This is a genomic window from Comamonas sp. 17RB (assembly GCF_030056555.1).
GTDB lineage: Bacteria > Pseudomonadota > Gammaproteobacteria > Burkholderiales > Burkholderiaceae_C > Comamonas > Comamonas terrigena.
In genome coordinates, this window is sequence record NZ_JASHHY010000001.1 from 407,632 (window position 1) to 432,062 (window position 24,431).

The window sequence follows — 24,431 nt, forward strand, 5'->3', positions numbered from 1 at the left end:
GCCGCGCGGCTGTGCGCCAGGGCGTGCGGCGCTTGCCCCGCCGGCTGCAAGGGCAAGCGCCTGGGCCAACAATAAGCCGCATGCATGCACCTGCTTCCGCGCCTTCCGACGCATCCCCGGCCCCTGCCGCCACCGCCCGCTGGCAACCCACCTGGAACCCCCAGGGCTTTGCCCGCCTGGGCCCCGCTTTTCTGACCCGGCTGGAGCCCACGCCCCTGCCCACGCCCCAGCTGCTGGCCCACAGCCCCGACCTGGCCGCCCAGCTGGGCATTCCGGCCGGCTGGTGGCAGACCGAGCAGGCCGCCCAGGTGCTGACCGGCAACCGCCTGCTGCCCGGCAGCCAGCCCTATGCCACCGTCTACAGCGGCCACCAGTTCGGCGTGTGGGCCGGCCAGCTGGGCGACGGCCGTGCGATCGTTCTGGGTGAAGTGTTGGGTGAGGCGCCGAACGCAACCGCCGACACGACCGAAGCCACCGCAGGCACCGTCATGGACGCCGCGGGCGCAGCCGCCCCCGCCGTCCCCGGCTGGGAGCTGCAGCTCAAGGGCGCGGGCCGCACGCCGTATTCGCGCCGGGGCGACGGGCGGGCCGTGCTGCGCTCGTCCATCCGCGAGTTTCTGTGCAGCGAAGCCATGCACGCCCTGGGCATCCCCACCACGCGCGCACTCAGCCTGACTGGCAGCCCGGCCTCCATCTACCGCGAAGAGGTGGAAACCGCCGCCGTGGTCTGCCGCGTCGCGCCCAGCTTCATCCGCTTCGGTCACTTCGAACACTTTGCCGCACGCGGCCAGGAGGCCGAGCTGCGCCAGCTGGCCGACTATGTGATCGACCGCTACTACCCCGCCTGCCGCACCGCGCCCGGCAACCCCTACGCCGCCCTGCTGCGCACCGTGGCCGAGCGCACGGCCGAGCTGCTGGCCCACTGGCAGGCCGTGGGCTTTTGCCACGGCGTGATGAACACCGACAACATGTCCATCCTGGGCCTGACCATCGACTACGGTCCGTTCCAGTTTCTGGACGGGTTCGATCCCGACCACATCTGCAACCACAGCGACACCCAGGGCCGCTACGCATTCCGCCAGCAGCCGCAGGTGGCGTACTGGAACCTGTTCTGCCTGGGCCAGGCGCTGCACCCGCTGATCGGTGAAGAAGACACCACCGTCGCCGCCATCGAGGCCTACCGCCCGCACTTCTCCGCCGCCTTTGCCGCGCTGATGCGCCGCAAGCTGGGCCTGCCGGCCCTGGCGCAGACCGGCACCGCCGCCACCACACCCGAAGAGGCCGACCCCGCCACGCCCGTGGTGGGCCAGCTGCTGCAGCTGCTGGCCGCGGAAAAAGTGGACTACCCCATCTTCTGGCGCCGTTTGACCGATGCCGCCGCCAAAGGGCAGTACGATGCGGTGCAGGATCTGTTGGTGGACGGCGCGGCCTGGCAGCGCTGGCTGCCCTCCTACCTGGCACTGCTGGCGGCTTCCGGCGGCACGCCGGATGCAGCGGCCATGCAGCGGGCCAACCCCCGTTTTGTGCTGCGCAACCACCTGGGCGAAACCGCCATCCGTGCCGCCCAGGCCAGCGACACCGGCGTGCTGCAACAATTGCAGGCCGTGCTGGCCGCACCGTACGACGCCCACCCGGCGCACAATGACTGGGCCGGCTTCCCGCCCGACTGGGCTTCCTCCATCTCCATCAGTTGCTCCTCATGACCTACCCCATCCAGAAGACCAGCGCCGAGTGGCAGGCCCTACTGCAGTCCAAGCACGCCGAACCGGTGGCCTTTGAAGTCACCCGCCACGCGGCCACCGAACGCGCCTTTACCGGCAAATACGAGCAGTACTGGGCCGATGGCAGCTACCACTGCGTCTGCTGCGGCGCCAAGCTGTTCGACTCCGACACCAAGTTCGACGCCGGCTGCGGCTGGCCCAGCTTCTGGAAGGCCGTGCCCGGCGCCATCACCGAGATCGTGGACCGCAGCCACGGCATGGTGCGCACCGAAACCGTGTGCAGCCGCTGCGGCGCCCACCTGGGCCATGTGTTTGAAGACGGCCCGCTGCCCACCGGCCTGCGCTACTGCATGAATTCCGCCTCGCTGGACTTCCTGGGCGACGCCCCGCCCCCCAGCCCCACCGGCGTGGTCGACAACGGCAGCCAGGAGCCGGCCCCGGTGGCCGCGCCCACCTCGCCCGACGACACACCCAGTCGCACCGACGGCGGCCACCGCCAGGCCCAGGGCGGCCACAGCTAAGCCACCCACGCGCGCCCGCATGCCGGTGTCAACGGGAGGCAGCCAGCACCAGCAGGCCGCCCCCCAACCCCGGTGGCGGTCCGCCCGCGCCCCCTGCCGCCCGTCCGGAACCCGCCACCCCGTCAGCAACCCTTGTCTGCGGGGTTTTTCGGATATGGCATGCTGCGTTCTTTCGCACCCGGCCCGCAGTGGCTGTCCGCACCGTTACATGAAATTTCTGCTCGATTTCTTCCCCATCATCCTGTTCTTTGTGGCCTACAAGGTCTGGGGCATCTACACCGCCACCGCGGTGGCCATCATCGCCACCGTGCTGCAGATCGGCTATCTGCGCTACAAGACCGGCAGGGTGGAACCCATGCAATGGGTCAGCCTGGGCGTGATCGTGCTGTTCGGCGGCGCCACGCTGCTGGCGCACGACGAGAATTTCATCAAATGGAAGCCCACGGTGCTGTACTGGCTGATGGGCGGTGCCCTGCTGGTCGGCCAGCTGTTCTTCAAGAAGAACCTGCTCAAAAGCCTGATGGGCGCCCAGATGCAGCTGCCTGAAGCGGCCTGGCGCACCATGAACTGGAGCTGGACCGGCTTCTTCGCCGTCATGGGCGTACTCAACCTCTGGGTGGCCTACAACTTCGACACCGACACCTGGGTCAACTTCAAGCTGTTTGGCGGCATGGGGCTGATGATGGTGTTCGTGCTGGCCCAGGCCGTGTACCTGAGCCGCCACATGAAGGAAGCCGGCGGCGACGACGCGGCCCTGCCCGGCGCCGACGCCCAACAGACCCAGGACCGCCAGCCATGAGCGCCCTGCCCATCACGGCAGCCGCCCTGGAAGCGCGGCTGCGCGAAGTGCTGTCCCCGACGCAGCTCGAAGTGATCGACGAAAGCCACCAGCACGCCGGTCACGCCGGCGCCAACGGCACCGGCTTTGGCACCCATTTCCGGGTGCGCGTGGCCAGCCCGCTGTTTGACGGCAAACCGCGCGTTGCACGCCATAGGCTTGTGTATGATTCCTTGCAAGATTTCATCGACCAGGGCCTGCATGCCCTGGCGATCGAAGTGTTGTAAGCGCCAGCAACCCTCTGTTCAAGTCCCGCTGCCCTGCTGGCCGGTGGGCTCACCTATTTTCCTTTTTGGATCCCGCATGAAAAAACAGCTCTTGTCCAGCCTTGTGGCAGCCGCCCTGTTGGGCACGATGGCCTTCTCGGCAACCGCCCAGAACCTGGCCATCGTCAACGGCAAGCCTGTGCCCAAGGCGCGCGCAGACGTTCTGAAGCAACAGCTGGAGCGCTCCGGCCGCCCCGTGCCGGCAGAAATGGATGAGCAGATCAAGGAAGAAGTGATCGCCCGCGAAATCTTCCTGCAGGAAGCCGGCCGCCGCGGCCTGGCTGCTTCGCCCGAATACCGCCAGCAGATGGAACTGGCCCGCGAGACCATTCTGATCCGCGAACTGTTCGCCGACTTCCAGAAGAAGAACCCCGTCACCGACGCCGAAATCAAGGCCGAATACGACAAGTTCGCCGCTGCCAACGAAGGCAAGGAATACCACGCCGCCCACATCCTGGTGGACTCCGAAGACCGCGCCAAGGCCATCATTGCCGAAGTGAACGGCGGCAAGAAGTTCGAAGACATCGCCAAGAAGGAATCGAAGGACCCCGGATCCGGCGCCCAAGGCGGCGACCTGGGCTGGTCCAACCCCGGCAACTACGTGCCCGAATTCAGCGAAGCCATGCTCAAGCTGAACAAGGGCGAAATGACCAGCGCCCCGGTCAAGACCCAGTTCGGCTGGCACGTGATCCGCGTGATCGAAACCCGCCAGGCCCAACTGCCTGCGCTGGACGACGTCAAGCCCCAGATCGCCCAGCAACTGGAACAGCAAAAGCTGATGCAGTTCCAGGACGGTCTGCGCGCCAAGGCCAAGGTGCAGTAAGCACCCTGCACGGTGCCGCTGGCCGGCACCTGCGCCCCGAAAAAAACGCGGCTTCGGCCGCGTTTTTTTATGCCCGGGAATGGCTGGCCTGCCCACCACCGGGCTGCACATGCCTGCTCGCCAGTGCACCGGCATGCAGCACGCGCCAACCCGGCTGCAAAAAGGGCTGCCATGCGGCAGCCCTTGGGGAGGGACACAGGATGCTGTGCGGTGCAGCTTGCCGGCCATCCTGCACGGCCCCGCACCAGCATCTCTCCCACCGCGCAGGCATCACCCGCAGCGGTGGAGTTCGCCGTGCTTAAACCGTCTCGGCGGCAGGCTGCCATTCGCCAATCTGCGCAATCTTGCGCTGACGGCCGTTGAGCCACCACCCCACCTGCCGGGGCCAGCTGTTGAATGGCGCGCTCGCATCCACAGCGCCGAGGGCCTGCTCCGCTTCGTGTGCGAAGTTCGGGTTCTGCAGCGCCTGCCGGCCGATGGCGACCAGGTCGGCCTCGCCGCCGGCCACAATGGCCTCGGCTTGCTGCGGGGCCACGATCATGCCCACCGCCATGGTCTTGATGGCGGTCTCCGCCTTGATGCGCTTGGCATACTGCACCTGGTAGCCGTACCCGCTTTCGTAGTCATAGGTGCGGCCAATCCCTCCGGTCGAACAGTCCACCACGTCCACACCCATCCCGGCCAGCGCCTTGGCGAATTGCACGCTGTCCTCCACCGACACCCCTTGCTTGCTGCTGTCCACTGCCGAGATGCGCACAAACATGGGCTTTTCCTGCGGCCAGAAGTCGCGCAGCGCCTGGGCAATTTCCAGCGGCAGACGCATGCGGTTCTCCAGCGTGCCGCCATAGGCGTCCGTGCGCTGGTTCGTCAGCGGAGACAGGAATGAATTCAGCAGGTAGCCATGTGCGCAGTGCAGCTCGATGACGTCAAAGCCTGCGGCATGCGTGCGCTTGGCCGCATCCACAAAGGCTTGCCTGATGCGCGCAAGTCCATGGGCATCCAGCGCCTCAGGCACCAGCCAGCCCTCGTCGACCGGCTGTGCGCTCGCAGAGACCACAGGCCAAGGCAGGTCGCCCCGTTCGAAGTCCGATGCATTGAGCGGGCCATCGCCGTAGTAGGGACGCTGCATGCTGGCCTTGGGGCCGGCATGCCCGAGCTGGATCGCCGGCGTGGCCCCGTACTGCTTCAGAAAGCTGGCGATGGCGGACAGGCCCGGGATGTGCGCGTCAGACCACAGTCCCAGGTCGCCATGCGTGATGCGGCCTTCGGCGCTGACCGCCGTGGCCTCCACCATGACGAGCCCGAAGCCGCCCAGCGCAAAACGGCCGTACTGGACGGTGTGGTAGCTGTTGGCAAAACCATCGGTGGCCGCGTACTGGCACATGGGCGAAATGGTGAGCCGGTTCTTGATGGTGATCTCGCGCAGCTGCAGAGGGGTAAATAGTGCGGACATGTAGAGCTTTGGGTGGGCAGACACAGCCTCTCTGCGGAGGCCGGTCATTGCCGAGGTGGAATGGAGGAGCCTGATGCAGGCGCACTGCCCTCTTTCGGGCAGCGATCTGGCGAGCGAAAGACTATTTGTATAACGATCACTACAGATTGATTTTTATTCTATAGTGACCATTATTGAATTGCATACCCCTATCACCCAATGGGTGTTTCAAGGTGCGAAAATTCAGCCATGGAAGAAGTTGCAGCCAGTTCCACCGCGCGGGGCCGCCCCCGTGGGTTTGATCGTGCGCAGGCCTTGCACAGCGCGCTGGGCGTGTTCTGGCGGCAGGGCTACGAGCCCGCGAGCATCGCGGACCTGTGTGCCGCCATGTCCATCAGCGCGCCAAGCATGTACGCGGCTTTCGGCAACAAGGCCAAGCTGTTTCTGGAAGCAGTCGACCACTACGAAGCGGTCTACTGGGATGCCGCCTGGGATGCGTTCGACGCACAAGCCGGCATCGAACCTGCGGTGACCCAATTCTTTGCGCAGGCGGCAGGCATCCTCTCCTCGCAAGACGCCCCCTGTGGCTGCATGGTGGTCCTGGGGACGACCAATGTGTCTGCGGGCAGCAAGGACGTCGATGACACACTCAAGCAGTTGCGCCTGCGGGCACAGGCCCGTTTTCAGGCCCGCCTGCAAAAAGCGGTGGCAGAAGGTGAGCTGCCACCCACCGCGGATGTGGAGGGCCTTGGCCTGGCCCTGAACGCCCTGCTCCAAGGCATGTCCATACAGGCCAGAGATGGCACCTCTGCGCGCGGCCTGCTGCAGATTGCCGCCATGGCCTGGCCTATCGTCAAGTCGGCCTAGCCAGGCCCGGCACGCACGCCCGGAAAACGCCATCCGGGCGGCCCGACCGCTGAGCGACGCCAAGCCTTCCCGGCGGACCTGCCCGCCGCCCGGGCATGTGCCCCGGCCAGAAACAGGCAAGCCCCTGTCCGCGCCGTCCTCGGCGGCAGACAGGGGCTTGCCTTGGGGCTTGCCTGGGAATGCGACCGGGGCCTGGCCCTGCGGCCTCAGCCCCTCAACGCAGTGAGGCCCTCAGGCTGCGCACAGGTCCGGCTGGCGCAGCAGATGCTTCTGGATCTTGCCGCTGGTGGTCTTGGGCAGGCTGTCGACAAAGTGGTAGCTGCGCGGGCGCTTGTAGCTGGCCAGGCGATCGCCCTGCATCAGAAAGGCGTCCAGCACCGCCGCCGTCACCGCCGCGCCTGGCTTGGCCACCACATAGGCGGCCACCACCTGGCCCCAGCGTGCGTCCTTCTCGCCCACCACGGCCGCTTCCAGCACCTCGGCATGCTCCACCAGGGCATCTTCCACCTCGCGCGGGTAGACGTTCTCCGCCCCCGAATTGATCATGTAGTCGATGCGGTCGCGGATCCACAGATAGCCGTCGGCGTCCAGGTGCCCCAGATCGCCGGTGTGGTACCAGCCATGGGCCAGCGCCTTGGCATTGGCCTCCGGGCGGTTCAGGTAGCCGGCCATCATGCAGGGGCCGCGCACCAGGATCTCGCCCACTTCGCCCACCGCGCAGGCATCGGCCGGGTCGGTGGCAGCGCCGTCCTCGCGCACCCGCGCCACCACCAGATCGTGGTTCAGCGACGGCAGGCCGGCCGAGCCGGCATGGCTGAGCTGCTCATGCGGATACAGCACCGACATGCACGGACCCATTTCGGTGGTGCCGAAGACCTGCACCAGGCCCGAGCCCACCTGGCGCGTCCATTCGCGGATCAAGTGCGGCGCCATCGAAGCCCCGCCGTACTCCACCAGGCGCAGCGACGACAGATCGCGCTGCCCCAGGCTCGCGTCGTTCAATAGCATGGTGACCATGGTCGGCGCGGCAAAGAAGAAGGTGACTTTTTCCGCCTCCACCAGGCGCAGCGCATCGGCCGCATCGAAGCGGCGCTGCAGCACCTGGGTGGCGCCCACCTGCAGGCGCGGCAGAAAGCTGGTGTGCAGCTCGGCCGTGTGGTTCAGCGGGGCCACCGACAGGCCCACATCCTCGCGGCGGAACTGCATCACCTGGTGCATCATGGCGTTGTGCGCCAGCTTGCTGCGGTGGGTGTGCAGCACGCCCTTGGGGCGGCCGGTGGTGCCGCTGGTGTACATCAGAATGCAGGGTGCATCCTCGTCCACCTGCACGCCCACCGGCGTGGCGGGCTGGCCGTCCGCCAGCGCGGCCAGCTGCGCCGTGGCAAAGGCCGGTGCAGCGCCCGGGTCGGCGTGGATCCAGTGCTGCACCTGGGGCACCAGCAGCCTGGCCTTTTCGACCACGGCAGCGCCCTCATCCTCGAACACCAGGGCCTTGGCACTGCCGTCCTGCAGGATGAACGCCAGCTCCTGCGCGGCCAGCCGGTAGTTGATGGGGTTGAAGATGGCGCCCAGGCGCGCCGTCGCCAGCAAGGTGAACACAAAGGCCGGCGTGTTGTACAGAAAGGCCGCCACCACATCGCCCTGGCCAATGCCCAGCTGCTGCAGGCCGTGGGCGTGGCGGTTCACCTCGGCATCCAGCTCGGCATAGGTCCAGGCGCGGCGGCCCTGCGCGTCCGACACCACCAGCGCCTCCTTGCGCGGCAGATAGCGCGCCGGCCAGGCCAGCGTGTCGCCCAGGGTCAGCGCCGCACGCGGTGCCGGGACAGGGGCTGCGCCCGCAGGGGAAAACTGTGTGTCGACCAACTTCGTCTCCTTGAAACCATCGAAATTGGTAGACGAGTATAGGCAGCGCCTCAGATCGTTTGCATCTATGCATATGCATCTCGGTAGGCACCGCCCATCGGGCCGGATATACTGCGCGGATTCGTCAGGAGAGCGCGCCCGGCCAGCAGGCCCAGCGGCGCCGCCGAAGGCGCAGGGGCAACCCCGAACGCTCAGGCAAAAGGACTGGCAGCCGCCCGCCGCATCGACCGCGGGCGTACCTTGTTGGAGAGAGGCGCGGGTGACACCACCCCGTCCACCGAAGGAGCAAGCCCCACGCCTGGAAGGTGCGGGTGAATCTCTCAGGTAAAGCGGACAACAGGGCAAAGCGCAGGCGGCGCAGGCCGCCGGCATTTCTTTTGCTTTGCTCTGCGACACCATGACCGCTGCCACCACCGACCTGCTGACCACCCCGCTGTACGCCCTGCACCTGGAACTCGGCGCACGCATGGTTCCCTTTGCCGGCTACGCCATGCCGGTGCAATACCCCAGCGGCCTGATGGCCGAACACCGCCACACCCGCGACGCCGCCGGCCTGTTCGACGTCTCCCACATGGGCCAGCTGCGCCTGGTGGGCCCCGACGCCGCCGCCGCACTGGAAACCCTGCTGCCCATCGACGTACAAGGCCTGGGCCTGCACAAGCAACGCTACGGCCTGCTGCTGAACGCCCAGGGCGGCATCCTCGACGACCTGATGTTCGTCAACCGTGGCGACGACCTGTTCCTCATCGTCAACGGCGCCTGCAAGGTGGCGGACATCGCCCACATCCAGCAGCACATCGGCAGCCGCTGCCAGGTGATTCCCATGCCCGAACAGGCCCTGCTGGCCCTGCAAGGCCCGCAGGCCGCCGCAGCCCTGGGCCGCCTGGCCCCCGAGGTGCTGGGCCTGGTGTTCATGACCGGCATGGCGGTGCAGATCGACGGCATTGCCTGCTACGTCACGCGCAGCGGCTACACCGGCGAAGACGGCTTTGAAATCTCCGTGCCCGGCACCCAGGCCGAAGCCCTGGCCCGCAAGCTGCTGGCCCAGCCCGAGGTGGAACCCGTCGGCCTGGGCGCACGCAATTCGCTGCGCCTGGAAGCCGGCCTGTGCCTGTACGGCAACGACATGGACGACAAGACCACCCCGGTGGAAGCCGCCCTCACCTGGGCCATCCAGAAGGTGCGCCGCACCGGCGGGGCCCGCGCAGGCGGCTTCCTGGGCGCCGACACCGTGCTGGCCCAGCTGGACAACCCGGCGCTGCTGCAACGCAAGCGCGTGGGCCTGATCGCCACCGAGCGCGTGCCGGTGCGCGAGCCCGCCGTGCTCGAGAACATGGACGGCCAGCAGGTCGGCTACATCACCAGTGGCCTGCTCAGCCCCAGCCTGAACCAGCCCGTGGCCCTGGGCTATGTGCAGCCCGACTACACCGCAGAAGGCACGGAACTGTTCGCCATGGTGCGCGGCAAGCCGGTGCCCATGAAGGTCGCGGCCACCCCGTTTGTGCCCGCGCGCTACCACCGCGGCTGAACGCTCTGCCGCCTGCGCGCCTGCCAGGCCCCGCACCATAAAAAAGCACCGCCAAGCCCAGGTGCAGGCGCCAAGGCCGCTACAGTGCTGCCAGACCTGTCCCAAACACTGTGTGCACCGCCTGCACCAGCCTTTTTTTCAGAAACTTACCCAACGGAGCTTCCCATGAGCATCAAGTTTTCCAAAGAGCACGAGTGGATCAACACCGCCGACACCAACGCCGCCGTGGTCGGCATCACCGTCCACGCGCAGGACGCGCTGGGCGATGTGGTGTTCGTCGACCTGCCCGCCGTGGGCACCACCTTCAATGAAGGCGAAGTGGCCGGCGTGGTCGAATCCGTCAAGGCCGCGGCCGACGTCTACATGCCCGTGAGCGGCGAGATCGTCGAAGTCAACGAAGCCCTGCGCGACGACCCCTCCCTGGCCAACAGCGACCCGCTGGGTGCCGGCTGGTTCTTCAAGGTCAAGCTGTCCGATGCATCGCAACTCGATGCCCTGATGGACAAGACCGCCTACGACAGCTTCGCGGCCGGCGCCTGACGCCCAGCCCGCAGCCGTACCGCCCCAGCTTTTGAGATAGGTCCCCTCCATGCTGATGTCTGCCCCCGCCCCTGTGGAATCGCTCCACGCCCTGGAAAACCACAGCGAATTCCTGCCCCGCCATATCGGCATCGACGCGCAGGATGAAGCGCACATGCTCAGCGTGATCGGCGAAGCCTCGCGCGCCGCGCTGATCGACTCCATCGTGCCCAAGGCCATCCGCCGCAGCCGCGCCATGCAGCTGCCGGCCGCGGTGACCGAGGCCGAGGCGCTGGCAGAGCTGAAGGCACTGGCGGGCCAGAACCGCGTGCTCAAAAGCTTCATCGGCCAGGGCTACTACGGCACCCACACGCCGGGCGTGATCCTGCGCAACATCCTGGAGAACCCTGCCTGGTACACGGCCTACACGCCCTACCAGGCCGAAATCTCCCAAGGCCGCATGGAGGCGCTGGTCAACTTCCAGACCATGGTCACCGACCTGACCGGCATGCCCATCGCCAACGCGTCCATGCTGGACGAGGCCACGGCCGCCGCCGAAGCCATGACGCTGGCCAAGCGTTCCGTCAAATCGAAGAGCAACCGCTTCGTGGTGGCGGGCGACACCCACCCGCAGACCATCGAGGTGGTGCAGACCCGCGCTGCGCCGCTGGGCATCGCCGTGGTGGTGGCCAACTCCAAGGAGGAGTGGGACGCTGCACTGGCGGATGGCTTCTTCGCCGCGCTGATCCAGTACCCCGCCAGCAGCGGCTGGATCGCGGACTGGAAGGCCGATGTCCAGGCTATCCACGCCCAGCAGGCTGCGGCCATCTTCGCCACCGACCTGCTGGCCCTGACCCTGCTGACGTCGCCCGGCGAAATGGGCGCCGACATCGTGGTCGGCAGCACCCAGCGCTTTGGCATGCCCATGGGCGCGGGCGGCCCGCACGCTGCCTTCATGGCCTGCCGCGACGAATTCAAGCGCTCCCTGCCCGGCCGCCTGGTCGGCGTGAGCGTGGACGTGCACGGCAAGCCCGCCTACCGCCTGGCGCTGCAGACCCGCGAACAGCACATCCGCCGCGAGAAAGCCACCTCCAACATCTGTACGGCCCAGGTGCTGCCGGCGGTCATCGCCAGCATGTACGCCGTCTACCACGGCCCGCAAGGCCTGGCGCGCATCGCCCGCCGCGTGGCCCGCCTCACGGCCATCCTCAGCCGCGGTCTGACCCAGATGGGCTATGCCAGTCACCACCACGGCACGGCCTTCGACACCATCGCGCTGCACACCCAGGGCGCCACCGATGCCATCGCCGCCCGCGCCGTGGCCCGTGGCGCCAACCTGCGCAAGGCCTGGAACGAATACCTGTGCATCAGCCTGGATGAAACCAGCACCCGCGCCGATGTGGAACTGCTGTGGAGCATCTTCGCCCAGGACGGCCAGGCCCTGCCCACGGTCGAAGCCATGGACGAAGGCGCGCCCTCGCTGATCCCCGAGGGCCTGCAGCGCCGCAGCAGCTACCTGACCCACCCGGTGTTCAACACCCACCACTCCGAAACCGCCATGCTGCGCTACATCCGCAGCCTCAGCGACAAGGACCTGGCGCTGGACCGCAGCATGATCCCGCTGGGCTCGTGCACCATGAAGCTCAACGCCACCAGCGAGATGATCCCCATCACCTGGCCGGAGTTCGCCCACATCCACCCCTTTGCCCCGGCCGACCAGCTGCAGGGCTACGCCCAGCTGGATGCCCAGCTGCGCCAGTGGCTGTGCGAAGCCACGGGCTACGCCGGCGTCAGCCTGCAGCCCAATGCCGGCAGCCAGGGCGAATACGCCGGCCTGCTGGCCATCAAGGGCTTCCACGCCGCACGCGGCGAAGCCCATCGCAACATCTGCCTGATCCCCAGCAGCGCCCATGGCACCAACCCCGCCAGCGCCCAGATGGTGGGCATGCAGGTGGTGGTCACCAAGTGCGATGACAACGGCAACGTCGATCTGGCCGACCTGCAGGCCAAGTGCGAGCAGCACAGCGCCAACCTGGCCTGCGTGATGATCACCTACCCCAGCACGCACGGCGTGTTTGAGACCCAGGTGAAGGAACTCTGCGCCCTGGTGCACCGCCACGGCGGCCGCGTCTACGTGGACGGCGCCAACATGAACGCCCTGGTCGGCGTGGCCGCCCCCGGCGAATTCGGCGGCGACGTGAGCCACCTGAACCTGCACAAGACCTTCTGCATCCCCCACGGCGGTGGCGGCCCCGGCGTGGGCCCGGTCTGTGTGGTGGAAGACCTGGTGCCTTTCCTGCCCGGTCACGCCGCAGGCGGCGTTGCCGGCCAGGTCGGCGCGGTCAGTGCCGCCCCCCTGGGCAACGCGGCCGTGCTGCCCATCAGCTGGATGTACATCCGCATGATGGGCGCCGCAGGCCTGCAGGCGGCCACGGAAACCGCCATCCTCAGCGCCAACTACATCAGCGCCCGCCTCAAGGACCATTTCCCCACGCTGTACGCCTCGGCCAACGGCCATGTGGCGCACGAGTGCATCCTGGACCTGCGCGGCCTGAAGGACACCAGCGGCGTGATGGCCGAAGACGTGGCCAAGCGCCTGATCGACTACGGCTTCCACGCCCCCACACTGTCCTTCCCGGTGGCCAACACGCTGATGGTGGAGCCCACCGAGAGCGAGCCGCTGGCCGAGATCGACCGTTTCATCGCCGCGATGATCGCCATCCGCGAGGAAATCCGCCAGGTCGAAGCCGGCCGCTGGGACCGCGAGGACAACCCGCTCAAGCACGCACCCCACACCGCCGAGCAGGTCGTGGGGGACAACTGGCAGCACGCCTACGGGCGCGAAACAGCGGCCTACCCGCTGCCCGCGCTGCGCCGCAGCAAGTACTGGAGCCCGGTGGGCCGCGTGGACAATGTCTATGGCGACCGCAACCTGTTCTGCAGCTGCGTGCCGCTGGACGCCTTTTCGGAGTGACTTTTCAGCGGAAATTCCACACCACCTAGGGATAGCCCTTGTAGCCGCCCCTGCGGGCGGCTTACACTGCCCCTCCCTGTGGCGTGACACACCCGCGCTGCGGCACCACTTCCTATGAGCCGCCCGGACCTCTCCTTTCTGCTGCAACACGAAGATCCTGACGCCACGCAGGATCTGCTGCCCCCTGCGCCATCGCTGGCGCCGGTCTATCCCAATCTGGACGCCTGGGAGGCCACCGAGCACAGCGCCGACGACCCGCTGGCCGCCCTGATTGCCGAGCTGCGCAACTACCAGGCCGAGCTGGAAATCCAGAACAAGGTGCTGGATTACAGCCAGGCGGTGGCCGAAAGCGCGTCCGAGCGCTTTGAGGCGCTGTTCTCCAGCGTGCCGCTGCCGCTGCTGGTGATCGACGAGCACGACATCGTCATCCAGGCCAACGCCATGGCGCACAGCGCCTTCCAGTCGCCCAGCCAGGACCGGCTGCTGGCCTCCTTCATGCCCTTTGTGGTGCCCGAAGACGCCGACCGCGTGGCCCAGGCGTTTCTGGAAGCCCGCCAGCAAGGCCGCAGCGAAGTGCACGAGGTGCAGTTCTCGGTGTCCCAGGGCCATGCCATGCAGGGCGATCTGCACATCGCCTGCATCGAAATCCCCCAGCGCACCGGCCCGGCTTCGGCCCAGTTCATGTGCGCCGTGGTCGACCAGGGCCCGCTGCTGGCCGAGCGCCAGACGCTGCAGGAGCGCAACACCCAGCTGCACGCCAGCGAGCGGCGCCTGGAGGCGGTGATCAACACCTCCATGGACGCCATCATCTGCGTGGACAGCCAGCGGCGCATCACCGTCTTCAACCCCACGGCCGCCACGCTGTTCCTGTGCCCGGTGCAGGAAGCGCTGGGCAGCCGCCTGGAGCGCTTTCTGCCCGATGCGGCCTATGCGCTGGAACTGGCCCCGCTGACCACCCAGGCGGTGCTGGGCGAGATGACCGGCCGCACCGCCAGCGGCCGCGACATCCCGGTGGAAGTCGGCATCTCGTTCGAACGCTATGGCGAAGGCGAGACCACCACCGTCTTCGCCCGCGACCTCACCAGCCGCAAGCGCGCCGAAGCCCAGCGCGGCGAGCTGGAAGTGCAGCTGCGCGAATCGCACAAGATGCAGGCCCTGGGCACCTTGGCCGGCGGCATTGCGCACGACTTCAACAACATCGTCGGCGCCATCCTGGGCAATGTGGAACTGGCCATGGCCGACTGCGCCCAGAACAGCCCGCTGCAGGAAAGCCTGCGCGAGATCGAAAAAGCCGGCAAGCGCGCCCGCGACCTGGTGCGCCAGATCCTGACCTTCAGCCGCAACCAGCCGCCCCAGCGCCGCCCGGTGCATGCCGGCGAAGTGCTGCGCGACACCGAACGCCTGCTGCGCGTGTCCCTGCCCCCGGCCATCGAGCTGCAGACCCACGTCCCCGCCCAGCTGCCCGCGCTGCTGGCCGACCCCACCCAGGTGGAGCAGGCCCTGTTCAACCTGGCCACCAATGCCATGCATGCCATCGGCGAAGTCCGGGGCATGGTGCGCATGGAGGTGGAGCTGCAGGACCCCGAGCCGCGCCTGCGCGAGCGCCTGGGCCTGGCCAACAGCCCCTACATCGTCTACACCGTGCAGGACAACGGCCCGGGCATGACGCCGCAGACGCTGCAGCGCATCTTCGAGCCCTTCTTCACCACCAAGCCCGTGGGCCAGGGCACCGGCCTGGGCCTGGCCGTGGTGCACGGCGTGATGCGCACCCACGGCGGCGCCGTGGATGTGCACAGCCAGCCCGGCCTGGGCAGCCGCTTTGCGCTGTACTTCCCGGTCACCGAAGGGGTGGAGCTGCCCCCCGTCGTGGCCGAGCCGCCGCGCGCTTCGGTGGTCAACAAGCCGGCCGCCGGCGCCATGCTGGCCGACTGCCATGTGATGTACGTGGACGACGACGAAGCCCTGGTCTTCCTGGTCAAGCGCCTGCTCAAGCGCCGGGGCTACCGCGTCACCGGCTTCAGCGACCCGCACGAAGCCACGCAGGCCCTGCACGCCGCCCCCCAGGAATACCACCTGCTGGTGACCGACTACAACATGCCCGGCTACTGCGGCGTCGATCTGGTGCGCGCTGCGCTGCAGATCCGTCCCGACCTGCCCGTGGCCCTGGCTTCGGGCTACATCACCGCCGAAATCGAGCAGCAGGCCCTGTCGGCCGGTGCCCAGGCGCTGATCCACAAGCCCAACGATGTGGAAGAGCTGTGCGCCACCGTGGACCGCCTGCTGCATGGCGCCAGCGCCGAGCCTCCCGCCTGCTGAGCACTGCCACCTGCCGATGACCGAGATGCGTGCCCAGGCCACCGCGCCGCTGCATTGCCTGTTTGAAGACCCGCACCTGCTGGTGCTGGACAAGCCCGCCGGCCTGCTGTGCGTGCCCGGGCGCGGCCCGGACAAGCAGGACTGCCTGAGCGCCCGCGCCCAGGCCCGCTGGCCCGAGGCGCTCATCGTGCACCGGCTGGACATGGCCACCTCCGGCATCGTGCTGATGGCGCGCAGCCTGGACGTGCAGCGCCGCCTCAGCCTGGCCTTCGAGCAGCGCCGGGTGCACAAGAACTACGAGGCCGTGGTCAGCGGAACCCCTCCAGCAGCACTGCAGCAGTGGCAGGACCTGCACGCCCCGATTGCCGCCGACTGGGAACGCCGCCCGCTGCGCGTGGTGGCCCCGGAAGGCAAGCCCAGCCATACGCGCTGGCAGCGGCTGGAATCCTGGCTGCAACCGGTGCAGGGGCAGGAAGGTCTGCCCGTCAGCCGCCTGCGGCTGGAGCCGGTGACCGGCCGCACCCACCAGCTGCGCCTGCACATGCAGCACCTGGGCCACCCCATGCTGGGCGACGCCCTGTACGCCCCGCCCGCCATTGCGGCCGCCGCCCCGCGCCTGCTGCTGCACGCCTGCATGCTGTCACTGCAGCACCCCATCACAGGGCAGGACATGCACTGGCACAGTGCAGTGCCGTTCTGAGCCGCGCACCCTTCGCTCACCCACCCCGCAGCCGTCCTGCGCCAGCCCTGCCCCGGGGAACCCGGGGTGAACCCCGAGACCGGGCCGACACGGTTCAAGCCCGGTTTGCCCCTGCGCAAAAAACCATAAGAAAAATACGCCTGTACGGCGCTCTGGAATTAAATAGCCTGCTATTCATTTCATAGACAGTGAGGGCTGACATCCGTCTGACGCAGGGTTTTCACTGCGGCGCTCGAAACCTGCACTTCGGCGCAAAAGCTTTTACAGATTTGCAATATTCCTGCAATCTTCCGCATACACAGCGCCCCTGCGGTGGGGGTATCAAATTTGCAGGCGCTTGCTCTATAGGCAAAAACCCTGTTGTTGCACCTATCCCGGCCGATAAGCTGTGCTCCTTGCCAATTTCCCCGCCTTGCATTTGGCATGGACATTGCAAACCCTCCGGATATATCGACACTTCACCACAACAGAGAGGATTTTTATGCGCACTCCGTTCCGTATGCATGCCGTGGTTGCGGCACTGGGTCTTGCTGGCGCCGCGTTCCTGGGCACGGCCCACGCACAGGCCATCAAGATCGCCATGGTGATCCCCACGACCGGCCCTCTGACGCAATACGGTGACATGGTCAAGGAAGGCGCAACCACAGCCGTGGAAATGGCCAACGCCGCTGGCGGCATCAACGGCAAGAAGATCGAGCTGGTGCCGGTGGACGACGCCTGCGAACCCAAGCAAGGTCCCGTGGCCGCCAACCGCGTGGTCAACAGCAAGATCGGCTATGTGATCGGTCCCGTCTGCTCGGGCGCCTCCATCGCTGCAGCCCCCATCTACAACAACGAAGGCGTGGTCGTGGTCACCCCTTCCGCCACGTCGCCCGCGCTGACCGATGGCAAGAACTACCACTTCATCTTCCGCACCATCGGCCGTGACGACCAGCAGGGTCCTGCCGCTGCCAAGTTCATCATCACCCAGGCCAAGCCCAAGAAGGTCGCCATCCTGCACGACAAGCAGTCGTATGGCCAGGGCATCGCCGCTTCCGTGCGCGACGACCTGAAGAAGGCCAACGTGCCCGTGGCCCTGTTCGAAGGCATCAATGCCGGCGACAGCGACTACTCCGCCGTCATCACCAAGCTCAAGGGCGCAGGCGTGGACTTCGTCTACTTCGGCGGCTACCACCCTGAAATGGGTCTGCTGCTGCGCCAGGCGGCCGAGCAAGGCCTGAAGGTCAAGATGATGGGCCCCGAAGGTGTGGGCAACCCCGAAGTCAACGCCATCGCCGGCGCCGCCGTCGAAGGCATGCTGGTGACCCTGCCGGCCGACTTCTCTGCCAACCCCAAGAACGCCGCCGTGGTCAAGGCCTTCAAGGATGCCAAGCGCAATGCGTCGGGCGCCTTCCAGCTGACCTCGTTCGCCGCCGCCCAGTCGCTGCTGGACAGCATCAAGGCCGTGGGTGACAACCCCGCCAAGGTGGCCGACCACCTGCACAAGGCCACGATCGACACCGTGATCGGCCCCGTGTCCTGGTCCAAGCAGGGTGACCTGAAGGCCTTCGACTTCCAGGTCTTCCAGTGGCACAAGGACGGCAGCAAGACGCTGGCCAAGTAAGCCGCTAGCCAGCTAGCACCACGGGGCAGGACAGCCGCACCCATCGGCGTTCCTGCCCCGTTTCTTTAACCCGGGCCTCCCGCCATCCTTGCCTGTGGCCCTCAACGGCGGAAGAGACACCATGTCTGACTTATTGCCCCAGCTGATACAGCAGCTTTTCAACGGGCTCTCTCTCGGAGCCATCTATGCCCTGATTGCCATCGGCTACACCATGGTCTACGGCATCATTGGCATGATCAATTTCGCCCATGGCGACATCTACATGATCGGGGCCTATGTCGGCCTGGTCACGCTGTCGGCCGTGGGCACGCAGGGCAGCCTGCCCATCTGGGCCGTGATCGGCCTGATGCTGGTGGTCGCCGTCATCATCACCGGCGTGTACGGCCTGGCCGTCGAACAGGTGGCCTACAAGCCCTTGCGCAACAGCCCCCGCCTGGTGGCGCTGATCTCCGCCATCGGCATGTCCATCTTCCTGCAGAACTGGGTGGCCCTGGGCCAGGGCGCGCGCGACATGGCCGTGCCCTCGCTGCTGCCCGGCGCCATCAACTTCCACATGGGTGACAACTTCGAAGTCTTCATCCCTTACGCCCGCATGCTGATCATCGTGGTCGCCGTGGTGCTGATGGTGCTGCTGACGCTGTACATCAAGCATTCCCGCATGGGCCGCGCCTCGCGTGCCTGCGCACAGGACATGCACATGGCCAGCATGCTGGGCATCAACACCAACCGCGTGATCTCGTTCACCTTTGTGCTGGGCGCCATTCTGGCCGCCGTGGGCGGCGTGCTGATCGCGCTGGCCGTGGGCAAGCTCAACCCCTTCATCGGCTTCATCGCCGGCATCAAGGCCTTCACAGCCGCCGTGCTGGGCGGCATCGGCTCCATCCCGGGCGCCATGCTCGGCGGCGTGATCCTGGGCGTGGCGGAAACCTTTGCCGCGGCCTACATCTCGTCGGAATACAAGGACATCGTGGCCTTCGGCCTGCTGGTGCTGATCCTGCTGTTCCGCCCCACCGGCCTGCTGGGCAAACCTGAAGTGGAGAAAGTCTGATGCACCGCCTACGCCTTCAACTCGGGCCGGCGCTGCTGGCTGCCCTGGTGACCGCGCTGGTGGTCACCCCCATCTTCGGTCTGCACCTGGAGCGCGCCGGCATGCGCACCACCCTGGTCCCGCAGTGGGACTACGTGCTCTGGGCCTGCGCCATCGTGTTCGTCTGGCAGCTGGTGCGCCCCGCCGTGCGCGGCGTCACCCGCACCTGGAGCCTGCCCTCGCTGCCGGCCATACCGGAGCGCCACCGCAACGGCCTGATCCTGGCCATGCTGCTGTTCGCCGTGTCATGGCCGTTCTTTGCCGGCCGCAATGCGGTGGACATCGCCACCCTGGCCATGATCTACGTGATGCTGGGCCTGGGCCTGAACATCGTCGTGGGCTTTGCCGGCCTGCTGGACCTGGGCTTCGTGGGCTTCTACGCCGTGGGCGCCTACACCTATGCCCTGCTCTACCACTGGGCGGGCTGGAGCTTCTGGGAAGCGCTGCCGCTGTCGGGCGCCATGTCGGCCCTGTTCGGCTTTGCCCTGGGCTTTCCGGTGCTGCGCCTGCGCGGCGACTACCTGGCCATCGTGACGCTGGGCTTCGGTGAAATCATCCGTCTGCTGCTGGTCAACCTGACCGACTGGACCGGCGGCCCGGACGGCATCTCCAGCATCCCCAAGCCCACGGTGATGGGCCTGCCGATGACCCGCTCGCCACTGACCGAGGACGGCACCACCTTCCACCAGTTCTTCGGCCTGGAGTTCAACTCCATGCACATGGTGATCTTCCTGTACCTGATGGCCCTGCTGCTGGCGGTGGTGACGCTGCTCATCAGCAACCGCCTGATCCGCATGCCCATCGGCCGGGCCTGGGAAGCGCTGCGCGAAGACGAGATCGCCTGCCGCTCGCTGGGTCTGAACCCCATGAAGATCAAGCTCTCGGCCTTCACGCTGGGCGCCATGTTCGCCGGCTTTGGCGGCGCCTTCTTCGCGGCGCGCCAGGGCATCGTCAACCCCGAATCCTTTACCTTCATCGAATCCGCGCTGATCCTGGCCATTGTGGTGCTGGGCGGCATGGGTTCGCAGATCGGCGTGATCGTGGCAGCCATCCTGCTGACCGTGCTGCCCGAGCTGGCCCGTGAATTCTCCGAATACCGCATGCTGATCTTTGGTCTGGTCATGATTTTGATGATGGTCTGGCGTCCGCAGGGCCTGCTGCCCATGAAGCGCCACCACGTGCAAGTGCCCCAAGCACCTTCCGCCAAGGGAGACGCCGCATGAGCCACATCCTCGAAGTCAAGGAACTGAGCATGCGCTTCGGCGGCCTGCTGGCAGTCGACGGCGTGCAGCTGGCGCTCAAGCCCAAGGAAATCTTCGCCATCATCGGCCCCAACGGCGCCGGCAAGACCACGGTGTTCAACTGCATCAGCGGCTTCTACAAGCCCACCACCGGCCACATCGCACTGGAGAACCAGTCGATCGCCGGCCTGGGCAGCCACAGCGTGGCCCAGCGCGGCGTGGTGCGCACCTTCCAGAACGTGCGCCTGTTCAAGCGCATGACGGCGCTGGAAAACCTGCTGGTGGCCCAGCACCGCCGCACCAGCGCCTCGGTGCTGGGCGGGCTGTTCAACACCCGCTCCTACCGCCAGAGCGAACGCGACGCCATGGACCGCGCCCTGCACTGGCTGGACTTCATGGGCCTGCGCGAGTTCGCCAACCGCGAGGCCGGCAATCTGGCCTACGGCCACCAGCGCCGCCTGGAAATCGCCCGCTGCATGATCACCGAGCCCAAGGTGCTGATGCTGGACGAACCCGCCGCCGGCCTGAACCCGCAGGAAAAGAAAGACCTGCAGGGCCTGATCGACCGCCTGCGCAACGAATACGGCGTGGCCGTGCTGCTGATCGAGCACGACATGGGCCTGGTCATGGGCGTGTCCGAACGCATCATGGTGATGGAACACGGCAAGCCGATTGCCGAAGGCACGCCCGAGGAGGTGCGCAACAACGAACGGGTCATCAAGGCCTATCTGGGAGAGGCATGATGTCCAAGACCATGTTGGAGCTGGAGCACGTCTCCACGCATTACGGCGCCATCTGCGCGGTGAACCAGGTCAGCCTGAAGGTGAACCAGGGCGAGATCGTCACCCTGATCGGCAGCAACGGTGCAGGCAAGACCTCGCTGCTGATGACCGTCTGCGGCGGCCCGCGCGCCAGCAGCGGCACCATCCACTTCGAGGGCGAGGACATCACCTCCCTGTCCACCCACCACATCATGCGCCGCGGCATTGCCATCTCGCCCGAGGGGCGCCGCGTGTTCTCCGACCTCACCGTCACCGAGAACCTGCAGATGGGCGGCTTCTTTCTGAACAAGGCCGAGATCGAGGACGGCAAGGAGCATGTCTTCAAGCTCTTCCCGCGCCTGAAGGAACGCGCCAGCCAGCGCTCGGGCACGATGTCCGGCGGCGAGCAGCAGATGCTGGCCATCGGCCGCGCACTGATGAGCAAGCCCCGGCTGCTGCTGCTCGACGAACCCACGCTGGGCCTGGCTCCGCTGATCATTGCGCAGATCTTCGAGATCATCCAGACCATCCGCGCAGAGGGCGTGACCGTGTTCCTGGTGGAGCAGAACGCCAACCGCGCGCTGCAGATCGCCGACCGCGGCTATGTGCTGGAAACCGGCAAGGTGGTGTTGGAAGACACGGGCGAGAACCTGCTGAAGAACGACCAGGTGCGCAAGGCCTACCTGGGCGGCTGAACCCCCCCGGCCCCGCGCCGCAGGCCCGGTCAGTCCGGGCAACCAGGGCAGTGCCACCATGCACTGCCCTTTTTTGCGCCTGCACGCCAGGCGGCCCCAACTCTGGCGTCCCCCACCCCGTTTTCGGCCCCCCATGTGACGCGGAGCTGCCGCCACAGCCGCTACCATCGGCAGCATGCAAAACCGCCCCCTCACCATCCTCACCGGCGCTTCGCGCGGCATGGGCCTGGCCATGGCCGAGCAGCTGCTGCAGCAAGGGCACCAGCTGATTACCATCGCCCGCCAGCGCAACGCTGCCCTGGACGATCTGGCCGCCCGCCTGGGCGTGCCGCTGCAGCAGTGGCAGCATGACCTGGCCGCCCCCGAACAAGCCGCCGCCGCCCTGCGCGACTGGCTGCAGACACAGGACGCCACACAGTTCGCCAGCGCCACCCTGATCAACAACGCCGGCGTGATCCCGCCGATTGCCCCGCTGTCGCACAGCGACTGGTCGGCCGTCAGCAACGGCCTGCGCGTCGGCCTGGAAGCGCCCATGCTGCTGACCAGCGCCTTCCTGCAGGCCACCGAGCACTGGACGTCGCCGCGCAAGGTGCTGAACATCTCGTCCGGCCTGGGCCGCCGCGCCATTGCCTCGCAAGCCACCTACTGCGCCGCCAAGGCCGGCATGGACATCTTCTCCGCCTCGGTGGCGCTGGACGAAGCCGCCAAGCCCCACGGCGCACGCATCTGCTCGCTGGCGCCCGGCGTGATCGACACCGACATGCAGGTGCAGCTGCGCACCAGCGCCGCCACCGACTTCCCGGATGTGGAACGCTTTGCCCAGCTGCACGCCAGCGGCAGCCTGACCTCGCCCCAGGACGCGGCCGCCCGCAACCTGGCCTGGCTGGAGCGGGCCGACTTCGGCCAGCAGGTCGTGGCCGACGTGCGCCAGCCCTGAGGGCGGTGGCGATGGCCCGGTTCGCGCCCCACGACCCAGGCCATCGCAAATAACGACACCTTCATGCCAGGCCCCGGCCCTCACCCGGCTCGGGCCATGCCCGGCACTGCGCCAGCGGCCAGAGCCACCACGCAGCGCGCACTGGCTAGCCAGTTATTCAGCCAGACTGCGCTTTTCTAGCGAATCCCACACCCCGCCCGGCGCGCTGCAGGCCAGCGCCGCCCACGTCCTCTGCCCGGCGTGCACCGCACCCACACGGGGCGGTGCGCATTTTGGTGCCACGGTGCTCACCACAACGGGGAATGCCAGCTAATATGCCTGCCTTCCCCACGCAACAGCGTGCTTTGTGGGCCTTGTGGCGGCTGCTCCCGATCGGACAGATGCCACCAACCATCGCCACGCCGGCAACCCCGGCAGGCACAGCATGCATGTCCGCGGGGCCGTCCCGGCATGACCGCCGGGACCTGAAGCTCCGAAACCCGGAGCAAACCCTCTTGATGGCGGACCCACCCTCCCCGATCATCGAAACAGCCCACTCTGTGATGGATCTGCACCTGGCCCTGTCCGGCCTGCGCAGTCTCAGTCTGACCCTTGTCACCGGAGCCTTTTTTCCATGTTTCGCCAACTGATCACCTGCACCTCCATGGCCTTGGCCCTGGGCGCCACTGCCACCCACGCATTCGCACAAGGCGGCACCCAGGACTACCCCAACAAGCCCATCCGCCTGGTGATCCCCTTCCCGCCGGGTGGTGGTACCGACATCCTGTCGCGCGTCATCGCCAACAAGCTGACCGAAGCCACCGGCTGGACCGTGGTGCCCGAGAACAAGGCCGGCGCCGGCGGCACCATCGGCATCACCGAAGCCGTGAAGTCCCAGCCCACCGGCTATGACATGGTCATGGGCCAGAAGGACAACCTGATCCTGGGTCCCTATCTGTACAAGAACCTGCCCTGGAACCCCACCAAGGACCTGACGCCCGTCGCGCACATCGCCTACACCCCGGTGATCATCGCCACCAGCGCCAACTCGCCCTACAAGACCATCGGTGACGTGATCAAGGCTGCCAAGGCCACGCCCGGCAAGATCACCTACGGCTCGCCCGGCAACGGCACCAGCATCCACATCGCCGGCCACATCTTCGAGAAGGCCGCCGGCATCCAGCTGACCCACGTGCCCTACAAGGGCTCCAACCCCGCGCTGATGGACGCCATCGCCGGCAACGTGGACCTGCTGGTCTCGTCCATCCCCTCGGCCATCAGCCAGATCAAGGCCGGCAAGCTGCGCCCCCTGGCCGTGACATCTGCCAAGCGCTCGTCCTCGCTGCCCGACGTGCCCACCATGCAGGATGCGGGCATGAAGAACTTTGACGTCAGCACCTGGTACGGCCTGTTCATGCCCGCCAACACCCCGGCCGCCATCACCCAGAAGATGAACGCCGAAGTGAACAAGCTGCTGGCCCTGCCCGAAGTGCGCGAAGCCATCCTGGCCCAGGGCGCCGAGCCGCAGGCCCTGTCCATCAAGGACTTCGACGCCATGTACAAGGCCGACTTCAGCCACTCCAAGGCCGTGGTCGAAGCCTCTGGCGCCAAGATCCAGTAAGCGCGTCCCCCGCGCTGGCGCACAAAGCCCTTGCCTTGCGGCAAGGGCTTTTTTCATGGGCGGCCCCGGCGGCAGACAGCCACAACACAGCGGCAAAGTCCTGATGGGATGAGCTGCGGGGCCACCAGACACGGTGGCG

The 24,431-nt window shown here is 67.0% G+C and carries 19 protein-coding genes, 1 pseudogene and 2 riboswitches; of the genes and pseudogenes, 18 read left to right on the forward strand and 2 right to left on the reverse strand.

Annotated features, from left to right (window positions below):
- The first annotated feature begins 80 nt into the window (after nucleotides 1-80).
- From QM470_RS01665 to QM470_RS01685, 5 genes and pseudogenes are all read left to right on the forward strand, one after another.
- A complete protein-coding gene (locus QM470_RS01665; RefSeq protein ID WP_283337909.1) occupies nucleotides 81-1,703 on the forward strand; it encodes a protein adenylyltransferase SelO in 1,623 nt (540 codons plus the stop codon).
- A pseudogene (gene msrB, locus QM470_RS01670) lies at nucleotides 1,700-2,104 on the forward strand (peptide-methionine (R)-S-oxide reductase MsrB); the annotation flags it as partial. The gene QM470_RS01665 and the pseudogene msrB, both read left to right, overlap by 4 nt.
- A gap of 346 nt (nucleotides 2,105-2,450) precedes the next feature.
- Nucleotides 2,451-3,041, forward strand: coding sequence for a septation protein A (locus QM470_RS01675; protein WP_283337910.1), 591 nt, complete (start codon nucleotides 2,451-2,453; stop codon nucleotides 3,039-3,041).
- Nucleotides 3,038-3,307, forward strand: a complete 270-nt coding sequence (locus QM470_RS01680; protein WP_066532773.1) for a BolA family protein — start codon at nucleotides 3,038-3,040, stop codon at nucleotides 3,305-3,307. The genes QM470_RS01675 and QM470_RS01680 overlap by 4 nt, the downstream gene beginning before the upstream one ends.
- 76 nt (nucleotides 3,308-3,383) lie before the next feature.
- Nucleotides 3,384-4,169 (forward strand): peptidylprolyl isomerase, encoded by a 786-nt coding sequence (locus QM470_RS01685; RefSeq protein ID WP_283337911.1) that lies wholly within the window; start codon nucleotides 3,384-3,386, stop codon nucleotides 4,167-4,169.
- Nucleotides 4,170-4,467: 298 nt separating this feature from the next.
- Here QM470_RS01685 and QM470_RS01690 read toward each other — a convergent pair whose 3' ends face one another.
- Nucleotides 4,468-5,622 (reverse strand): NADH:flavin oxidoreductase/NADH oxidase, encoded by a 1,155-nt coding sequence (locus QM470_RS01690; protein WP_283337912.1) that lies wholly within the window; start codon nucleotides 5,620-5,622, stop codon nucleotides 4,468-4,470.
- A 228-nt stretch (nucleotides 5,623-5,850) separates the two neighbouring features.
- Between QM470_RS01690 and QM470_RS01695 the strand changes: the two genes are divergently transcribed.
- Entirely contained in the window at nucleotides 5,851-6,468 is a 618-nt protein-coding gene (locus QM470_RS01695) for a TetR/AcrR family transcriptional regulator (RefSeq protein ID WP_283337913.1), read from the forward strand.
- A 231-nt stretch (nucleotides 6,469-6,699) separates the two neighbouring features.
- Here the strand turns inward: QM470_RS01695 and QM470_RS01700 are convergent, their stop codons facing one another.
- Nucleotides 6,700-8,271, reverse strand: coding sequence for a fatty acid--CoA ligase (locus QM470_RS01700; protein WP_283338199.1), 1,572 nt, complete (start codon nucleotides 8,269-8,271; stop codon nucleotides 6,700-6,702).
- 179 nt (nucleotides 8,272-8,450) lie between these two features.
- Nucleotides 8,451-8,539, forward strand: a riboswitch (glycine riboswitch).
- Between the two features lie 25 nt (nucleotides 8,540-8,564).
- Nucleotides 8,565-8,678, forward strand: a riboswitch (glycine riboswitch).
- Between the two features lie 50 nt (nucleotides 8,679-8,728).
- Between QM470_RS01700 and gcvT the strand changes: the two genes are divergently transcribed.
- From gcvT to QM470_RS01760, 12 genes are all read left to right on the forward strand, one after another.
- A complete protein-coding gene (gcvT, locus tag QM470_RS01705; protein WP_283337914.1) occupies nucleotides 8,729-9,859 on the forward strand; it encodes a glycine cleavage system aminomethyltransferase GcvT in 1,131 nt (376 codons plus the stop codon).
- 165 nt (nucleotides 9,860-10,024) lie between these two features.
- The gene (gcvH, locus tag QM470_RS01710) at nucleotides 10,025-10,399 is read left to right on the forward strand and encodes a glycine cleavage system protein GcvH (protein WP_066532777.1); all 375 of its coding nucleotides are present in this window, start codon (nucleotides 10,025-10,027) and stop codon (nucleotides 10,397-10,399) included.
- Between the two features lie 49 nt (nucleotides 10,400-10,448).
- Nucleotides 10,449-13,352: an aminomethyl-transferring glycine dehydrogenase gene (gcvP, locus tag QM470_RS01715; RefSeq protein WP_283337915.1), complete on the forward strand. Its 2,904-nt coding sequence runs from the start codon at nucleotides 10,449-10,451 to the stop codon at nucleotides 13,350-13,352.
- Nucleotides 13,353-13,466: 114 nt separating this feature from the next.
- Complete coding sequence (locus QM470_RS01720; RefSeq protein WP_283337916.1) at nucleotides 13,467-15,668, forward strand: PAS domain-containing hybrid sensor histidine kinase/response regulator; 2,202 nt, start codon at nucleotides 13,467-13,469, stop codon at nucleotides 15,666-15,668.
- Nucleotides 15,669-15,684: 16 nt separating this feature from the next.
- On the forward strand, nucleotides 15,685-16,368 hold the full coding sequence (locus tag QM470_RS01725) for an RluA family pseudouridine synthase (protein ID WP_283337917.1): 684 nt from the start codon (nucleotides 15,685-15,687) through the stop codon (nucleotides 16,366-16,368).
- 481 nt (nucleotides 16,369-16,849) lie between these two features.
- Nucleotides 16,850-17,971, forward strand: a complete 1,122-nt coding sequence (locus QM470_RS01730; protein WP_192333920.1) for a branched-chain amino acid ABC transporter substrate-binding protein — start codon at nucleotides 16,850-16,852, stop codon at nucleotides 17,969-17,971.
- Nucleotides 17,972-18,092: 121 nt separating this feature from the next.
- On the forward strand, nucleotides 18,093-19,019 hold the full coding sequence (livH, locus tag QM470_RS01735) for a high-affinity branched-chain amino acid ABC transporter permease LivH (RefSeq protein ID WP_066532790.1): 927 nt from the start codon (nucleotides 18,093-18,095) through the stop codon (nucleotides 19,017-19,019).
- Nucleotides 19,019-20,281, forward strand: a complete 1,263-nt coding sequence (locus tag QM470_RS01740; protein WP_218332016.1) for a high-affinity branched-chain amino acid ABC transporter permease LivM — start codon at nucleotides 19,019-19,021, stop codon at nucleotides 20,279-20,281. The genes livH and QM470_RS01740 overlap by 1 nt, the downstream gene beginning before the upstream one ends.
- Complete coding sequence (livG, locus tag QM470_RS01745; protein WP_280013181.1) at nucleotides 20,278-21,042, forward strand: high-affinity branched-chain amino acid ABC transporter ATP-binding protein LivG; 765 nt, start codon at nucleotides 20,278-20,280, stop codon at nucleotides 21,040-21,042. The genes QM470_RS01740 and livG overlap by 4 nt, the downstream gene beginning before the upstream one ends.
- Nucleotides 21,042-21,755: an ABC transporter ATP-binding protein gene (locus QM470_RS01750; RefSeq protein WP_283337918.1), complete on the forward strand. Its 714-nt coding sequence runs from the start codon at nucleotides 21,042-21,044 to the stop codon at nucleotides 21,753-21,755. Before livG ends, QM470_RS01750 begins: the two co-directional genes overlap by 1 nt.
- A 175-nt stretch (nucleotides 21,756-21,930) precedes the next feature.
- Nucleotides 21,931-22,692 (forward strand): SDR family NAD(P)-dependent oxidoreductase, encoded by a 762-nt coding sequence (locus QM470_RS01755; RefSeq protein WP_283337919.1) that lies wholly within the window; start codon nucleotides 21,931-21,933, stop codon nucleotides 22,690-22,692.
- A gap of 613 nt (nucleotides 22,693-23,305) precedes the next feature.
- Nucleotides 23,306-24,292 (forward strand): Bug family tripartite tricarboxylate transporter substrate binding protein, encoded by a 987-nt coding sequence (locus QM470_RS01760; protein WP_283337920.1) that lies wholly within the window; start codon nucleotides 23,306-23,308, stop codon nucleotides 24,290-24,292.
- Nucleotides 24,293-24,431: the final 139 nt, after the last annotated feature.

What these genes read in the sequence shown, in the direction of transcription:
- QM470_RS01720 (WP_283337916.1), top strand. Translation starts at nt 13,467, where the DNA reads ATGAGCCGCCCGGACCTCTCCTTTCTGCTGCAACACGAAGATCCTGAC.
- gcvP (WP_283337915.1), top strand. Translation starts at nt 10,449, where the DNA reads ATGCTGATGTCTGCCCCCGCCCCTGTGGAATCGCTCCACGCCCTGGAA.
- livG (WP_280013181.1), top strand. Translation starts at nt 20,278, where the DNA reads ATGAGCCACATCCTCGAAGTCAAGGAACTGAGCATGCGCTTCGGCGGC.
- QM470_RS01760 (WP_283337920.1), top strand. Translation starts at nt 23,306, where the DNA reads ATGTTTCGCCAACTGATCACCTGCACCTCCATGGCCTTGGCCCTGGGC.
- QM470_RS01675 (WP_283337910.1), top strand. Translation starts at nt 2,451, where the DNA reads ATGAAATTTCTGCTCGATTTCTTCCCCATCATCCTGTTCTTTGTGGCC.
- gcvT (WP_283337914.1), top strand. Translation starts at nt 8,729, where the DNA reads ATGACCGCTGCCACCACCGACCTGCTGACCACCCCGCTGTACGCCCTG.
- QM470_RS01750 (WP_283337918.1), top strand. Translation starts at nt 21,042, where the DNA reads ATGTCCAAGACCATGTTGGAGCTGGAGCACGTCTCCACGCATTACGGC.
- QM470_RS01680 (WP_066532773.1), top strand. Translation starts at nt 3,038, where the DNA reads ATGAGCGCCCTGCCCATCACGGCAGCCGCCCTGGAAGCGCGGCTGCGC.
- QM470_RS01755 (WP_283337919.1), top strand. Translation starts at nt 21,931, where the DNA reads ATGCAAAACCGCCCCCTCACCATCCTCACCGGCGCTTCGCGCGGCATG.
- livH (WP_066532790.1), top strand. Translation starts at nt 18,093, where the DNA reads ATGTCTGACTTATTGCCCCAGCTGATACAGCAGCTTTTCAACGGGCTC.
- QM470_RS01695 (WP_283337913.1), top strand. Translation starts at nt 5,851, where the DNA reads ATGGAAGAAGTTGCAGCCAGTTCCACCGCGCGGGGCCGCCCCCGTGGG.
- QM470_RS01740 (WP_218332016.1), top strand. Translation starts at nt 19,019, where the DNA reads ATGCACCGCCTACGCCTTCAACTCGGGCCGGCGCTGCTGGCTGCCCTG.
- QM470_RS01725 (WP_283337917.1), top strand. Translation starts at nt 15,685, where the DNA reads ATGACCGAGATGCGTGCCCAGGCCACCGCGCCGCTGCATTGCCTGTTT.
- QM470_RS01690 (WP_283337912.1), bottom strand. Translation starts at nt 5,622, where the DNA reads ATGTCCGCACTATTTACCCCTCTGCAGCTGCGCGAGATCACCATCAAG.
- gcvH (WP_066532777.1), top strand. Translation starts at nt 10,025, where the DNA reads ATGAGCATCAAGTTTTCCAAAGAGCACGAGTGGATCAACACCGCCGAC.
- QM470_RS01665 (WP_283337909.1), top strand. Translation starts at nt 81, where the DNA reads ATGCATGCACCTGCTTCCGCGCCTTCCGACGCATCCCCGGCCCCTGCC.
- QM470_RS01685 (WP_283337911.1), top strand. Translation starts at nt 3,384, where the DNA reads ATGAAAAAACAGCTCTTGTCCAGCCTTGTGGCAGCCGCCCTGTTGGGC.
- QM470_RS01730 (WP_192333920.1), top strand. Translation starts at nt 16,850, where the DNA reads ATGCGCACTCCGTTCCGTATGCATGCCGTGGTTGCGGCACTGGGTCTT.